General features: G+C 64.5%; 15 protein-coding genes and 1 tRNA gene. 11 read left to right on the forward strand and 5 right to left on the reverse strand.

Annotated features, from left to right (window positions below):
* The first annotated feature begins 17 nt into the window (after positions 1-17).
* Complete coding sequence (locus tag FHS75_RS16405; RefSeq protein ID WP_179408753.1) at positions 18-1,130, forward strand: ATP phosphoribosyltransferase regulatory subunit; 1,113 nt, start codon at positions 18-20, stop codon at positions 1,128-1,130.
* Positions 1,131-1,166: 36 nt separating this feature from the next.
* Here FHS75_RS16405 and FHS75_RS16410 read toward each other — a convergent pair whose 3' ends face one another.
* The gene (locus FHS75_RS16410; protein ID WP_179408754.1) at positions 1,167-1,295 is read right to left on the reverse strand and encodes an Entericidin EcnA/B family protein; all 129 of its coding nucleotides are present in this window, start codon (positions 1,293-1,295) and stop codon (positions 1,167-1,169) included.
* A 148-nt stretch (positions 1,296-1,443) separates the two neighbouring features.
* Here FHS75_RS16410 and FHS75_RS16415 point away from each other — a divergent pair, with 148 nt between their 5' ends.
* Both FHS75_RS16415 and FHS75_RS16420 read left to right on the forward strand, forming a co-directional pair.
* Positions 1,444-2,733, forward strand: a complete 1,290-nt coding sequence (locus FHS75_RS16415; protein ID WP_179408755.1) for an adenylosuccinate synthase — start codon at positions 1,444-1,446, stop codon at positions 2,731-2,733.
* 5 nt (positions 2,734-2,738) lie between these two features.
* Positions 2,739-3,251 (forward strand): L,D-transpeptidase family protein, encoded by a 513-nt coding sequence (locus FHS75_RS16420; RefSeq protein WP_179408756.1) that lies wholly within the window; start codon positions 2,739-2,741, stop codon positions 3,249-3,251.
* On the opposite strand, the gene FHS75_RS16425 is transcribed toward FHS75_RS16420, so the two are convergent.
* Positions 3,248-3,445 carry a DUF1674 domain-containing protein gene (locus FHS75_RS16425; protein ID WP_179408757.1) on the reverse strand — a complete coding sequence of 66 codons (198 nt, stop codon included), beginning with the start codon at positions 3,443-3,445 and terminating at the stop codon, positions 3,248-3,250. The genes FHS75_RS16420 and FHS75_RS16425 overlap by 4 nt on opposite strands.
* A 55-nt stretch (positions 3,446-3,500) precedes the next feature.
* On the opposite strand from FHS75_RS16425, the gene FHS75_RS16430 reads away from it, so the two are divergent.
* From FHS75_RS16430 to FHS75_RS16440, 3 genes are all read left to right on the forward strand, one after another.
* On the forward strand, positions 3,501-4,739 hold the full coding sequence (locus tag FHS75_RS16430; protein ID WP_179408758.1) for an RsmB/NOP family class I SAM-dependent RNA methyltransferase: 1,239 nt from the start codon (positions 3,501-3,503) through the stop codon (positions 4,737-4,739).
* 62 nt (positions 4,740-4,801) lie between these two features.
* Positions 4,802-6,325: a histidine kinase dimerization/phosphoacceptor domain -containing protein gene (locus FHS75_RS18205; RefSeq protein ID WP_179408759.1), complete on the forward strand. Its 1,524-nt coding sequence runs from the start codon at positions 4,802-4,804 to the stop codon at positions 6,323-6,325.
* Positions 6,318-6,680, forward strand: coding sequence for a response regulator (locus FHS75_RS16440; protein WP_179408760.1), 363 nt, complete (start codon positions 6,318-6,320; stop codon positions 6,678-6,680). Before FHS75_RS18205 ends, FHS75_RS16440 begins: the two co-directional genes overlap by 8 nt.
* 12 nt (positions 6,681-6,692) lie before the next feature.
* Here the strand turns inward: FHS75_RS16440 and msrA are convergent, their stop codons facing one another.
* Positions 6,693-7,241 carry a peptide-methionine (S)-S-oxide reductase MsrA gene (gene msrA / locus FHS75_RS16445; protein WP_179408768.1) on the reverse strand — a complete coding sequence of 183 codons (549 nt, stop codon included), beginning with the start codon at positions 7,239-7,241 and terminating at the stop codon, positions 6,693-6,695.
* 85 nt (positions 7,242-7,326) lie between these two features.
* Here msrA and FHS75_RS16450 point away from each other — a divergent pair, with 85 nt between their 5' ends.
* From FHS75_RS16450 to aguB, 3 genes are all read left to right on the forward strand, one after another.
* Positions 7,327-8,208, forward strand: a complete 882-nt coding sequence (locus tag FHS75_RS16450; RefSeq protein WP_244959128.1) for a class I SAM-dependent methyltransferase — start codon at positions 7,327-7,329, stop codon at positions 8,206-8,208.
* An 82-nt stretch (positions 8,209-8,290) separates the two neighbouring features.
* Positions 8,291-9,055 (forward strand): SIMPL domain-containing protein, encoded by a 765-nt coding sequence (locus FHS75_RS16455; RefSeq protein ID WP_179408761.1) that lies wholly within the window; start codon positions 8,291-8,293, stop codon positions 9,053-9,055.
* Positions 9,056-9,065: 10 nt separating this feature from the next.
* The gene (gene aguB / locus FHS75_RS16460) at positions 9,066-9,917 is read left to right on the forward strand and encodes an N-carbamoylputrescine amidase (RefSeq protein ID WP_179408762.1); all 852 of its coding nucleotides are present in this window, start codon (positions 9,066-9,068) and stop codon (positions 9,915-9,917) included.
* Positions 9,918-9,935: 18 nt separating this feature from the next.
* On the opposite strand, the gene FHS75_RS16465 is transcribed toward aguB, so the two are convergent.
* Positions 9,936-11,354 carry a M20/M25/M40 family metallo-hydrolase gene (locus FHS75_RS16465; protein WP_179408763.1) on the reverse strand — a complete coding sequence of 473 codons (1,419 nt, stop codon included), beginning with the start codon at positions 11,352-11,354 and terminating at the stop codon, positions 9,936-9,938.
* A 51-nt stretch (positions 11,355-11,405) separates the two neighbouring features.
* On the opposite strand from FHS75_RS16465, the gene folK reads away from it, so the two are divergent.
* On the forward strand, positions 11,406-11,912 hold the full coding sequence (gene folK, locus FHS75_RS16470; RefSeq protein ID WP_244959129.1) for a 2-amino-4-hydroxy-6-hydroxymethyldihydropteridine diphosphokinase: 507 nt from the start codon (positions 11,406-11,408) through the stop codon (positions 11,910-11,912).
* A gap of 23 nt (positions 11,913-11,935) precedes the next feature.
* Positions 11,936-12,011: transfer RNA gene (locus FHS75_RS16475), tRNA-Lys, on the forward strand.
* A 90-nt stretch (positions 12,012-12,101) separates the two neighbouring features.
* Here the strand turns inward: FHS75_RS16475 and FHS75_RS16480 are convergent.
* A partial coding sequence (locus FHS75_RS16480; RefSeq protein WP_179408764.1) for a hypothetical protein occupies positions 12,102-13,250 on the reverse strand: 1,149 nt, incomplete at its 5' end.

Genomic DNA, 13,250 nt, shown 5'->3' on the forward strand with positions numbered 1-13,250 from the left:
CCGGCGGGGGACATGCCATGCCTGACAACGACCGCGACCTTCTGCCCGAGGGGCTTCAGGACCGCCTGCCGCAAGGCGCGGCAGTCTCGGCCCGAGTCCAGCGGGCGATGCTCGACGTCTTTCATTCGCGCGGATACGACCGCGTCCAGCCGCCGATCATCGAGTTCGAGAAATCGATAGCGAGCCGCATGGCGGGGGTGCAGCCGCGCCGCATGTTCCGCTTCGTCGATCCGTCGAGCCTCAGGACGCTCGCGCTTCGCTCCGACATGACCGTGCAGGTCGGGCGCATCGCCTCAACCGGCCTGTCCGAAGCTGCGAGGCCGCTGAGGCTTTGCTATGCGGGCCAGGTGGTGAAAATTCAGGGGGACGGTCTCGATCCGACGCGCGAGCGGCTGCAGGTCGGCGCCGAACTGGTCGGATCGGACACGGTCGCCGCTGCGTCGGAAATCGTGGTGCTGGCGATCGAGGCGCTCAAGGCCGCAGGGGCCGAGGGAATCTCGGTCGACTTCACGCTGCCTGACCTCGTCGATACTCTGGCAGCCTCGGCATTGCCGCTCGAGGGCGATGCGGTCGATGCGGTGCGGCGCGAACTCGATGCGAAGGATGCAGGCGGATTAGTCGAAGTCGGAGGCGAGGCGTACTTGCCCCTGCTTTACGCAGTTGGGCCGCTCGACCGGGCAGTTGCCCGGCTGGCGGAATTCGACACCAGCGGTGCTCTCGCCACGCGTATCGAGGGCCTCAGGGCGATTTCGGACAGGATCGGCAAGGGCGCTCGCGTCACTCTCGATCCTTCGGAGCGGCACGGCTTCGAGTACCAGAGCTGGTTCGGCTTCACCCTCTACGCCGAGGGGCTGGCCGGCGCGGTCGGGCGGGGGGGAACCTATCGGATCCTCGGGCGTGACGAACCCGCGACCGGATTCTCGCTCTATCCGGACCCGCTGATCGATGCTCTCGCGTCGGAGAGCCAGTGCGAAAACGTGCTATACCTGCCTCTCGGCCACGATGTGCTGGCCGCCGAAAGGCTGCGTTCCATCGGATGGCGAACGGTTGCGGCGCTATCGGATGCAGAGGATGCTCGTGCGCTGGGCTGCACCCACCGCCTTCAGGGCAGCGAGGCCGTCCCGGTCTGAAGGTGCGGTCCCGACCCTGCGGGACCGCAACCCGACTCAGATTTCCTCGTCGATCTCGTCGCCGACCGATTCGATGTCCTCGCCGGCACCGTCGATCGTGTTGCAGGCCGATGCGGTGAGGGCGAACACGCCGATGCCGAACATTGTCAGAAGCTTGCGTACCATGATGTCTTTCTCCTTGGTTTCACTTCCATGAACCATGTCAGGCGGAGCATGTTCCTGATCGACGCCGATTTGCAGGCCCGCCAGCCTGTTGCCCTTCGCGCCGCCATCACCTAGGGCGCGCAAGTTTGTTCGAGGAAAGGACGCCAGCTTGGCCAACGTCACGGTGATCGGCGCCCAGTGGGGCGATGAAGGCAAGGGCAAGATCGTCGACTGGCTCGCCAGCCGCGCCGATGCGGTCGTGCGCTTTCAGGGCGGCCACAATGCCGGGCATACGCTCGTCGTCGGAGACCAGACCTACAAGCTCTCGCTCCTGCCTTCAGGCATAGTCACCGGCACGCTGTCGATCATCGGCAATGGCGTTGTGCTCGATCCGTGGGCGCTCAAGGCCGAGGTCGAGAAGCTGCGCGGACAGGGTGTCGAGATCAACGACGACAACTTCGCCGTCGCCGACAACTGCCCGCTGATCCTTCCGGTCCACCGGGAACTCGACGGGCTGCGCGAAGCTGCGGCGGGTTCGGGCAAGATCGGCACGACAGGGCGCGGGATCGGCCCGGCCTACGAGGACAAGGTCGGCCGCCGCGCGATCCGGGTCTGCGACCTGGCCCATCTCGATTCGCTCGAACCGCAGCTTGACAGGCTCTGCGCGCATCACGATGCGCTGCGGGCCGGCTTCGGAGAAAAGCCGGTGGATCGGGACGATCTGATCCGCGAACTCAAGGAAATTGCGCCGTTCGTGCTGCAATTCGCGCAGCCTGTGTGGAAACGCCTGAAGAAGGTGCGCAAGGCGGGCGCGCGCATCCTGTTTGAAGGTGCGCAGGGCGTGCTTCTCGACATCGATCACGGCACCTACCCGTTCGTCACTTCGTCGAACACGGTAAGCGGAACCGCTGCGTCCGGCTCGGGTCTCGGCCCGGCGGCCACCGGCTTCGTGCTCGGCATCGTCAAGGCTTACACCACCCGCGTCGGCTCCGGCCCGTTCCCGACCGAACTTGATGACGAGGACGGTCGCATGCTGGGTGAGCGGGGTCACGAATTCGGCACGGTGACCGGCCGCCAGCGCCGTTGCGGCTGGTTCGACGCGGTGCTCGTCCGCCAGACCTGCGCGATCTCCGGCGTTACGGGCATCGCGCTTACCAAGCTGGACGTGCTCGACGGGTTCGAGACGGTGAAGATCTGCACGGGCTACCGGCTTGGCGGCAAGGTCTACGACTACCTGCCCAGCCATGCCGCCGACCAGGCCGCGGTCGAGCCGATCTACGAGGAGATGGACGGCTGGCGCGAGACGACGGCCGGCGCCCGTTCGTGGGCGGACCTTCCGGCGCAGGCGATCAAGTACATCCAGCGCGTGCAGGAATTGATCGAGACTCCGGTCGCGCTGGTCTCGACGAGTCCCGAACGCGACGATACCATCCTCGTCAGAGACCCTTTCACGGACTGACCGCCATGATCCGCACCTGCCTCGCCCCGCTTGCGCTGCTGCTGGCATCGGGTGCGGCGCATGGGCAGGTTGCGGCGGAAGCGCAGGTCTACGCCGACTTGCCGGTGGTCGATCACGTCGTGGTCGAGAAATCGGCGCGCACCATCACGCTGCGCTCCAACGGTGCACCGGTTCGCATCATCGAGGGAATCCAGTTCGGCGATGCCCCCATCGGCCACAAGCGCTTTCAGGGCGACGAGCGCACGCCCGAGGGGCGCTACCTGATCGACTACGGCAATCCGCAGAGTTCGTACTACCTTTCGCTCCACATCTCGTACCCGAACGAGGCGGACCGCGCCTACGCCCGGTCGCAGGGGCGCAGTCCTGGCGGGGCGATCTTCATCCACGGCCAGCCCAACGGCTATTCGGGACGCGTTCAGGGCGACTGGACCGACGGCTGCATCGCCGTCACCAACGAGGAAATCGAGTATATGTGGCAGACCGTGCCCAACGGGACGGTCATCGATATCCTGCCCTAGAAATCGATTGCGATGCCCTTGTGCACCCAGTCGCCGTAGCGGGTGGGCGAAAGGCCGTCGGGATCGTCGGCTTCGGCCTCATCATTCGGCGCATCGGGTTCGGGCGGTGGTGTATCGCTCCAGTGAGCGGGCTTTTCGAAATCGCCGGGGCGTTCGGTGGCGCGGGGCGTGCCGGATATCGTCTTGTCGCTCATGGCACCAAGATGGGGAGACTGGCGGCGCGATGCAATCGGCGATAAGGCCGGCGCGATGACCGACGTTCCCGGCCTGCCCGTCCGCCGCGCGGCGCTTCGCATGCTCGATGCCGTGCTGCGGCGGGGCGAAACTCTCGATCAGGCGTCGCACGCGGCATTGCGGCAGGTCCGGTCCGGTCCAGACCGCGCGCTCGGCCTCGCCATCGCTTCAGAAGTGCTGCGCTGGAAAGTGGATCTGGACGCGGTGATCGACGGCGCGACGCGGCAGTCGCTTCCCGCCGATGCCAAGCCGCGCATGGTCCTGGCGATCATGCTGGCGCAGGCGATGCGGCTGGGGACGCCCCCGCACGCGGCAATCGCGACAGGGTTGCCGCTGCTGGCGGGAGGGCCGAGGCGGCTGGCGCATGGCGTGTTCTCGACCCTCATGAAGCGCGGCGCGACGCTGCCGGAGGCACCCACCTTGCCCAGGGCGGTCGCCGATCGCTGGGGCGAGCGCGCGTCGGCAATCGCGACAGGCCTAGCAGAGCCGCCACCGCTCGACCTTACCCTGCGCGATCCCGACCGCACCGCCGAATGGGCGACGAAACTTGGCGGTGCATCGCTGATGCCCGGCCACGTGCGGCTGGCGCGGGGCACGGCGGTCGAAAACCTCGAAGGCTTCGACGAAGGCGCATGGTGGGTGCAGGATTTTGCCGCAAGCCTGCCGGCGCGCCTGCTGGGCCCGAGGGCAGGACGCCGCGCGCTCGACCTGTGCGCTGCGCCGGGAGGCAAGACGCTGCAACTGGCCGCTGTCGGCTGGAACGTGACTGCCCTTGATATCTCTAAACGCCGCATGGAACGGCTTCGCGAAAACCTCGCACGGACGGGGCTGGAAGCGACGGCGGTGGTTGCCGACGCGCTCGCATGGGAGCCGCCCGAGCTGTTCGACGCGATCCTGCTCGACGCGCCTTGCACCGCTACGGGCACGTGCCGCCGCCATCCCGATGTGCTCCACCGTATCGGCCTGCGACAGATCGGGGAGATGGCAGAGCTGCAGGCTGCGCTGCTCGCCCGCGCGGTGACATGGCTCAGGCCGGGAGGTCGGCTTGTCTACGCGGTCTGCTCGCTCGAACCCGATGAGGGGGAGGGCCGTGTACAAGACACCGGTCTGTCGCCCGACCCGATCTCCGCCGAGGAACTGCCCCACGGCATCGGACCGACCGCGAGTGGCCACGTCCGCACCGATCCCGGCATGCTGCCCGGGGCAGGCGGTCTCGACGGGTTCTTCGTGGCGCGATTTTTTCGCCCGAACTGACATAAGTGTGCCGCTAGGCCTCAAAAAATAGTAAATCGAGCCCGCCGGTGTGGGGGCGAATAGTGTCGAGCGATAGCGAATTTCATCACGAAGCGAGAAATGCCGGCTCGATTGCTGCAGGACTTGTCCTTGTCATGGCCCTGCTTGCTCTTGTTCTAGGGTGGGGTTTCGGCCTCACGTTCTTCAAGCGTATTCACGACGATTTCGCAGCGATGGTGCCGAGCACCGCCGTTTCGTTCGCGCTTCTAGGTTTCGGACTCCTGGCATGGCTGCGAGCAGGTTCGGCCGGCGCGCGCAGCCTGCTTGCCGGTGCCGCCTCGCTGGTGGCGGTCGTCGCCATCGCGGAGCTCGTGGCGCTCTCCGCAGGGGTCAGGCAGGGGATCGACGCGTTTCTGTGGCCGCAATTGCTCGAGCGACCGGACGATTCCATGGCGGTCGCAACGGCGACCTCGTTCCTGCTCGCCGCCGCCTGCTGCCTTTGCCTGTCGTTGCGGCGCACCCCGGGCTGGGTCTTTCTCGGATCGTCGACGCTGGGGCTCGCATTGTGCTCGGTCGCACTGGTGGCCTATGCGCTCGATACCGAGGCGCTCTACGGGGTCTTCCTGTTTACCGCCATGGCGCTGCACACTGCCGCTGCCTTTGCCGCGCTGTTCCTTGCAATCATGCTGGCGAGCCCGCGAAGCGGATGGATCTGGCACTTTTTCGGGGACGAACAGGGAAGTCGTGGTGCGCGCCGCCTGCTACCCTTCGTGGTCGGCGGACCGTTCCTGCTTTCGGTCGCCTTCTTCGCAGCGACCGAACAGGGGCTGTTCTCGCCGAATTTCCGGCTAAGCGTCATGTCGATCGCGATGATGGTGATCGGCCTCGCCGCCATCCTGCGCAACGCGACGTTGGAGAACCGGGCCGAACGGCGGCTGCGCCAGGCGAATGCCGATCTCGAGGTCGCCCTGGCCGATCGGTCGCTGCTGCTTCGCGAAGTCTATCACCGGGTCAAGAACAACCTGCAGCAGATCAACGCTTTGCTGATGATCGAGCGGAACAAACTGGAGGACGAGAGCGCGAAAGCGGCGTTCCAGGCGATGGCGGGACGCGTCCAGGCCCTTGGCATGGTCCACAAGCTTCTCATCCAGTCCCCGCAACCATCTGAAGTTGACATGCAGACATTCCTCGAGAAGCTTGGCAGCAGCTTCTCGACCGGCCACGGCCTGCGGGCTCGGAACATTGAGCTTGCGGTTGAGGCCAGACCCGATACCGTGCACCTCGACGTGGCGATGGCCATCGGACTACTTGCCAACGAGCTGGTCGCCAATGCGATCAAGCACGCCTTTCCGGAGGGGCACGGCGGAACGATAAGCATACGGTACGGAGACGGAGACGGAGACGGAGAGGGAGAGACCAAAGTGCTTACGATCTCCGACGACGGGGTTGGCTATCCGGCGGAAGGAATGGTGGCGGGCACGGGATCGCGCATCGTCCAGGGGCTGGTCAGCCAGCTGAAGGGAACCATGACGGTGACGAACGGGCGCGGCACCACGGTATCGACGCAATTTCCTGCAACGCTCAGCGAAAACACGCGCTATGTCTGATCGCAAGACGCTGGTTATCGTGGAAGACGATTTCCTGATCGCCGAATACCTGCGCGTCCTGAGCGAGGATATGGGCGCCGAAGTCGTCGGCATGGCGAGCGAGGCAGATCAGGGGCGCGAACTCATTGGCGAAAAGGTGCCCGACTACGTGATCATGGATGTCCGGCTTGGTGGCAAGCGGGACGGCGTCGACATCGCGATCGAGGTCCATGAACGCCACCCGCACATCAAGATCATATTCGTCACGGGGTCGAACGAGCCGCCGACACTCGACCGCATCCAGCAGGATGACCCCCATCGGGTCCTGATCAAGCCGATCAACCCCGGCGACCTTGAAAGCGCGCTCAACTCCTGAACGCCGGGCGCGTCAGTCCGCCTTCGCGTTCTCGCGAAAGCTTCGGCGCAACTTCTGCAGCTTGGGCGGAATGATCGCGAGGCAGTATGGATTACCCTGCCCTTCGCCCTCCCAGTATTCCTGGTGATAATCCTCCGCCGGGTACCACGTGGCGTGCTGCTCGCCGCCTTCGAAGCCTTCGACGGTCGTGACCACCCGGCCGCCGTGCTCCTCGTTCGCGCGGGCGAGCGCGGCCTGCGCCTCGGCCTGCTGGTCGGGTGTCAGCGGAAAGATCGCGCTGCGGTACTGGGTGCCGATGTCGTTGCCCTGCCGGTTGAGCTGCGTCGGATCATGCGTCGCCATGAAGATGTCGAGGATCTGCGCGTAGGACACCGCCTGCGGATCGAACGTCACGCGGATCGCCTCTGCATGGCCAGTCGTTCCGCTGCACACCTGCTTGTAGGTAGGGTTCTCCACTTCGCCGCCGATATAGCCGCTTTCGACTTCTCCGACGCCGATCACGTCCCGGAACACCGCCTCGGTGCACCAGAAGCATCCGCCTGCCAGGATTGCCGTTTCCATCTGTCGCTCCATCTTGCTCGTCGCCGGGTAGATAGGAATGCCATCGGCGGTTGTCATTGCCGCATCGCGATCTAGGATGCGTCGCATGACCACATGGGGAGGTTTTCCGATGCGCCGTATTGCCATAGCCGCCGCTGCCTTTACCGGCCTTTTTGCAACCGGACTCGCGGCACAGGGACCCGCCGAACGTGACGGCTCGACCTGCGAGAGCTGCAAACCGCTCCTCGAACGCGCGCTCGAACATCCTTCGCGCAGCGAGGACCGGGCCCGTGACCAGTACCGCCATCCGGTCGAGACGCTGGAGTTCTTCCGGGTCGAGCCGGGGATGAAAGTGGGCGAGTTCGCTCCCGGCGGCGGCTGGTATTCGCGCGTGATCGGCAATTACCTCGACGAGGACGGAAAGCTGGTCGGTATCTTCTTCGATCCCAGCAAGATGCCCATTCCCGAGGATCGCCGGCAGGGCATCCGGGACAGCGCGGCCAAGTTTGCCGCCGGGGCCGCCGGGTGGACGGGCCTTCCCGAAAGCCGCTTCGCCGGCATGACGACAGAGAAAATCCCCGACGCCGAGAAGGGTACCTTCGACCGCGTCCTCGTCATCCGCATGATGCACAACATGTTCCGCTGGAACACCGCCGACAGCGAGATCGCGGCGATGCGCGAACTGCTGAAGGACGACGGCCTGCTCGGCATCGTGCAGCACCGCGCCAAGGCCGAAGCGCCCTGGTCCTACGCCAACGGCACGAAGGGATACCTGCGGCAGGCCGACGTGGTGAAGTTCATGGAAGTGAACGGCTTCGAGCTTGTCGACAGCGCCGAGATCAACGCCAATCCGGCCGACGATGCCGACTGGCCGGGCGGCGTGTGGACCCTGCCGCCGACGCTCTCGCAGAAAGAGACGGCGCGCGAGCGTTACGAGGCCATCGGCGAGAGCGATCGCATGACGCTTCTGTTCCGCAAGGCACCCTGAACGCGGCGGAGCGTCAGCAGCCGTTAAGCCTGCGAAGAGCTTCCTCCACGGCTCGCCTTTGGTGACCTATTGGAGGAAGTCGATGAGAACATTGATACTTTCCGGCGCAGTGCCCCTGCTCGTCGGCGGATGCGGAAATGCCGCCTACGATGCGCGCGGCGTCGACCACGAAGAGACACTGCTTTCGGTCAGCACCACCGGCGAGGCAGAGTCCCGTCCCGACGAGGCGCAGTTCCAGGCGGGCATCAATACCTGGGCGCGCAATGCGAAAGCGGCAACGGCGGCCAATCACGAGCAGATCGAGGAGATCGTCGCCGCGCTCAAGGAACAGGGGATACCCGAAGACGATATCCAGACGCGCACCGTCAGCGTCCAGCGCATCGACTGGGGCGATCGCAAGGGGCAGTTCCAGGCAAGCAACGTCGTCAATGTCACCGTCCGCAACGTCGACCGCGCGGGCGAGGCGGTGACCGCCGTGACCGACGCTGGCGCAAATCTGATGAGCGGCCCGGACTTGCGCATGGCAGACCCGGAAACGACGGCAAACCTCGCGTATGCGCAGGCGTTCAAGGCCGCCAGGGCGCGCGCCGACGCTTATGCGCAAGCCGCGAACATGGAAATCTCGCGCGTGCTGACCATTCGCGACGCCGGCGGCTCGCAGGGAAGCAGGTACCTGCCCGCCGCGATGCCGCCACCCCCTCCGCCTCCGCCGGCGAGGATGGCCTATCCCCAGGCCATGGTCGAAAGCGTCGCAACCATGGACGCGTCGGGTTCGGGCCGGATCATGCCAGGGCAGACGACATCTGCGGTGGCCATACAGGTGGACTTCGCGCTTCGACCGAAATAATCCGCGAGGCATGACCAGCGTAACCGTTGCCGCGCTCCAGCTTGCGTTAAATCACGACGACGAGAGCGAGAACATCGCCGCCGTCTGCGACCTCGTGGAGGAAGCTGCGGCTCGCGGGGCGCAGATCGTTCTGCCGCCCGAACTCTTCTCAGGCCCCTATTTCTGCAAGGTCGAGGAAGAAGAGATGTTCGCGCTCGCCCGGCCCACGAGCGAGCATCCCTCGGTGATCGCGATGAAGGATCTTGCGAAAAAACTGCAAATCGCCATCCCGACCAGCTTCTTCGAGCGCGACGGGCATCATTACTACAACACCCTCGCGATGATCGGTGACGAAGGCGAAATCATCGGCACCTATCGCAAGAGTCACATCCCGGACGGTCCGGGGTACGAGGAAAAGTACTACTTCCGCCCCGGCAACGACGGTTTCAAGGTGTGGGACGTAGCCGGAACCCGCATCGGCGTGGGCGTGTGCTGGGACCAGTGGTACCCCGAAAGCGCGCGCGTCATGGCCCTGATGGGGGCCGAGCTCCTGTTCTACCCCACCGCGATCGGGTCCGAGCCCTACGACGCCGATCTCGATACCAGCCGGATGTGGCGCCGCGCGATGCTGGGCCACGCGGTCTCGAACTGCATGCCGGTGATCGCCGCCAATCGCATCGGCAACGAGGACGGCCAGGCGTTCTACGGCCATTCCTTCATTACCGACGAGTGGGGCGATTTCCTCGCCGAGTACGGCCGCTCGCAAAGCGGCGCGCTCGTCGCGACCATAGACCTTGCCCGGGCGGCGCGGCACCGCGCTGGCATGGGCTTTTTCCGCGACCGCAGGCCCCAGCTTTACGGACGCATTTGCGAGGATATCTAGCGGGTTCGGCTGGCCGGCCTAGCCCGCAAGGTCCTTCAGGATCACGTACCAGTGGTCGAGCCCGCCGTAGAATGACTCGGTCAGGATCCGCTCGTTAAGACCGTGCGCATACTGGTCCTCGGGTCGCGCCGCGACGCCCGAGATTGCGACCACCGGCATGCCGAGCGTGCGGTAGTGCATGCCGTCTGTCCCGCCCGATTCCATGTAGGGAATGATGGCGACATTTCCGAAGCGCTTTTTCAGGCTTTTCGCGAGCGCTGAGCGAACATCGGGGCGCAGTTCGGAGATCGGGCTTTCGGTCACGTCGGTGTCTAGCGTGAATTGCACGGCATCGTTGGCGATGGCCTGCTTCAGCGCCTCCTCGGTCGCCTCGACGCCGACGCCGGGAAAGATGCGGCAGTTGACGGTAGCCTTGGCCGATTGCGGCAGCGCGTTCTCGGCATGGCCGGCATCGAGCATCGTGGCGATGCAGGTCGTTCCGAGCGTGCCGACATAGGCCGGGTCGGCGCGCAAGGTCGCGATCGCTTCCTCGTCGGTGGGGTCTTCGGCGAATTGCCGCATCGCCGCGCCGAGTTCGCCCGGAACGGTCTTGCCCAGCTCACGAAAATAGCTGCGCGTCAACGGGGTCGCCTGAACCGGAAAGGTATAGTCGCGGACCTTGAGCAGCGCATCGGCAAGCTCGTAGATCGCATTGTCCTTGCGGGGGCGAGAGGAATGGCCGCCGGGGTTGGTGACCGTCAGGATAAAGGTCGCGAAGGTCTTTTCCGCCGCCTGCACCCGCATGGCGAGCGGCGTAAAGTCGGAGGCGAGCGCGATGCCGCCGGCGTCGCTGTTCAGAACGATCCCGGGCTCGACGTTCTCGGCCACCCATTTCGCCTGCGCGCGGGTGGAGACCATCCCGCTTTCCTCGTCTCCCGAGAATGCGAGGTAGATGTCGCGAGACGGCGTCCAGCCTTCCTGCCTGAGCCTGATGAAAGTGCTGACGAGGTTGGTCACACCGTATTTGTTGTCGGTGACGCCGCGTCCGTACAGATAGCCGCCGTCCTCGGTCAGTTCGAAGGGATTGCGTTCCCAGTCCTCCGGCCGGGCGTCTACCACGTCCATGTGCGCAAGCACCACGATCGGCCGCGCTTTCGACCGCGACTTGCCCGGATACCGCACGATCAGGCCCTGCGTGCGCTCGCCGTCGCTGTCGTAATCGGTCGCCATGATGTTCCCGGGCGCGAAGCCGGCCGCTTCGAGACGCTGCGAGAGGTAGGACACAAGCTCCGGCACCTGCGTGTGCCCCTTCGCAGTGCGGAAGGCGATGACGTCGCGATAGAGATCACGCGCCATCTGCTCGTGCTCGGTACGGTCCTGGGCGAAGGCGGGAGCCGCCACCGCGAGCGGCAAGGCCGCCGCCAGAGAGATGAATGTCCGGAAACGGCTGCGGGGCATCCAGGGTCCTTTTCGATTCCAAGTGCGGATTTCGCACGCTAGGCAGCCGCCATGGCCGGAGCAAGCATGCAATCCTACGTCATCGCGCTCGGCTCGAACCGCCGCCATGCGCGGCACGGTAGCCCCGCCGGGGTTTTGCGCGCCGCATGCGCTGCAATGGAAGGCGAGGGCCTTCGTATCCGCACCTCATCCCCGGTCGAGGCGAGCACTCCGCTCGGTCCGTCGCGCCGGCGCTTCGCGAACGCGGCCGTGCTGGTGGAGACGCGGCTCTCGCCTCCCGACGTGCTGTCCCGTCTCAAGGCCATCGAGGCCTGCTTCGGCAGGAGGCCGCGCGGCCGCCGGTGGGGCGAGCGCGTTCTCGACCTCGACATCGTGCTGTGGAGCGGCGGAACCTGGTGCACGCCCCACCTGCGCATTCCGCACCCGCATTTTCGCGAGCGCCAGTTCGTGCTCGGCCCGCTCGCGGCGATCGTCCCCACCTGGCGCGATCCGTTGACCGGTCTTGCCGTGCGCCATCTCCAAGCCCGCTTGACCGCGCCGCGTCCGGACCTTAGTTGACCCAACCTGCGACGCGTCGCGTGGGGCCCTTAGCTCAGTCGGTAGAGCAACTGACTTTTAATCAGTAGGTCGCTGGTTCGAACCCAGCAGGGCTCACCACCTTTTCTTTTATAAAACAGTGCTTTGACGGCGATATTGCCGCAAATGCGGCCCCGTCAGTGGCGGTAAATACCGGATAGGCACCGATATTTAGAGCCAGTCAGGAGTGCCAGCTTTGCTGGTAAATTCCTCACCGTCCTTCCAAACTGTCTCGATTCCTTGATTTTCAAGAAACCCGATATGATCGTCACTAGGGCGGTGCTCAAAGCAAGCGACCCTAACGATATCGCGGCCACCGACCAGCGGTTCGGTTACAAAAGCCTCGTAATACAGGATTTGAGACAAGGCATCCCGGACACGATCGCGCTCGTCTGGTTCTGATCCGTCGAGGGTCTTAACTTCCACCAGAATGGCCCGATCATCATGGGGAGCCAGAATATCGAATGGATCTTCGTATAGCTCGCAACCGGCCTCGACGAGTTTGCCTGCGAGTGCCTTCACAATAAGGTTATGTCGCTTCACGCGATCAGCTCTAGCAGCAATTGCTGCGGCCATTTTCTCGGGATCGAGATCTGGAGGTGGAGCAGGCTCTGATTCCTCGCCAGTGCCCGCCTGGCCTATCGTGTCAGTGGTAACCTTGCGCGGATTGCGCTTCGCTCGAGTTTTCTTCTCCTCATCCTCTGAACTGGCTGCCACGCTCTTGTCTCTTGTGGGCGCAACATGTCCTGGCGTCTGAGCAAGCTTGAATGATTGTCCGGTTTTAATGACGTCACCAAGCTGCTCGGCGAAGCGAGGCAGCATTTTCTTTGCGTTGTTCCAGTTGGACTGCGAAACGCCGATCTGATGTCTAATTTGATCCTCTTCGAGGTCAGATAGCTCCGCGATGCGATCGAGCTCTTCGGGAGAATCGTTTTTGGCCTCAAGCGCGAGGGCGCACTTTGCTCGTGTAATGCCAGGTCGGCGAGCGACCAAGCGCAACAGGACCTGATACGGGTGAGACGTCGCACCGTCCCCATCATGCGTCATGTTCGTTAAAGCGGTCCGCCAAAACGTTCTTTGGTCATCGTCCAGGCGCACATCGGCGTAGCTTGCAGCTTGACTGCCAAGAGGAGTTAATTCGAGCGTTTCGCCAGTCTCGTCGATTAGCCCTAGATGGCGATAGAGTTCCCTCAGTCCACGCGCTGCGGTTTGGTGGCCTTGATTATGAGCGGCCCCCATTGAGTGGTCCGGTTTGATTGTTAGTGCATAGTTGTCTCCGGCGCCATGGCTGACCGCAGGTGTAGCGAAGCGGAACCGGAG

The sequence above is a fragment of the Novosphingobium marinum genome (assembly GCF_013408095.1).
Taxonomy (GTDB): domain Bacteria; phylum Pseudomonadota; class Alphaproteobacteria; order Sphingomonadales; family Sphingomonadaceae; genus Novosphingobium; species Novosphingobium marinum.

What these genes read in the sequence shown, in the direction of transcription:
- FHS75_RS16405 (WP_179408753.1), top strand. Translation starts at nt 18, where the DNA reads ATGCCTGACAACGACCGCGACCTTCTGCCCGAGGGGCTTCAGGACCGC.
- FHS75_RS16410 (WP_179408754.1), bottom strand. Translation starts at nt 1,295, where the DNA reads ATGGTACGCAAGCTTCTGACAATGTTCGGCATCGGCGTGTTCGCCCTC.
- FHS75_RS16420 (WP_179408756.1), top strand. Translation starts at nt 2,739, where the DNA reads ATGATCCGCACCTGCCTCGCCCCGCTTGCGCTGCTGCTGGCATCGGGT.
- FHS75_RS16425 (WP_179408757.1), bottom strand. Translation starts at nt 3,445, where the DNA reads ATGAGCGACAAGACGATATCCGGCACGCCCCGCGCCACCGAACGCCCC.
- FHS75_RS16430 (WP_179408758.1), top strand. Translation starts at nt 3,501, where the DNA reads ATGACCGACGTTCCCGGCCTGCCCGTCCGCCGCGCGGCGCTTCGCATG.
- FHS75_RS16440 (WP_179408760.1), top strand. Translation starts at nt 6,318, where the DNA reads ATGTCTGATCGCAAGACGCTGGTTATCGTGGAAGACGATTTCCTGATC.
- msrA (WP_179408768.1), bottom strand. Translation starts at nt 7,241, where the DNA reads ATGGAAACGGCAATCCTGGCAGGCGGATGCTTCTGGTGCACCGAGGCG.
- FHS75_RS16450 (WP_244959128.1), top strand. Translation starts at nt 7,327, where the DNA reads ATGACCACATGGGGAGGTTTTCCGATGCGCCGTATTGCCATAGCCGCC.
- FHS75_RS16455 (WP_179408761.1), top strand. Translation starts at nt 8,291, where the DNA reads ATGAGAACATTGATACTTTCCGGCGCAGTGCCCCTGCTCGTCGGCGGA.
- aguB (WP_179408762.1), top strand. Translation starts at nt 9,066, where the DNA reads ATGACCAGCGTAACCGTTGCCGCGCTCCAGCTTGCGTTAAATCACGAC.
- FHS75_RS16465 (WP_179408763.1), bottom strand. Translation starts at nt 11,354, where the DNA reads ATGCCCCGCAGCCGTTTCCGGACATTCATCTCTCTGGCGGCGGCCTTG.
- folK (WP_244959129.1), top strand. Translation starts at nt 11,406, where the DNA reads ATGGCCGGAGCAAGCATGCAATCCTACGTCATCGCGCTCGGCTCGAAC.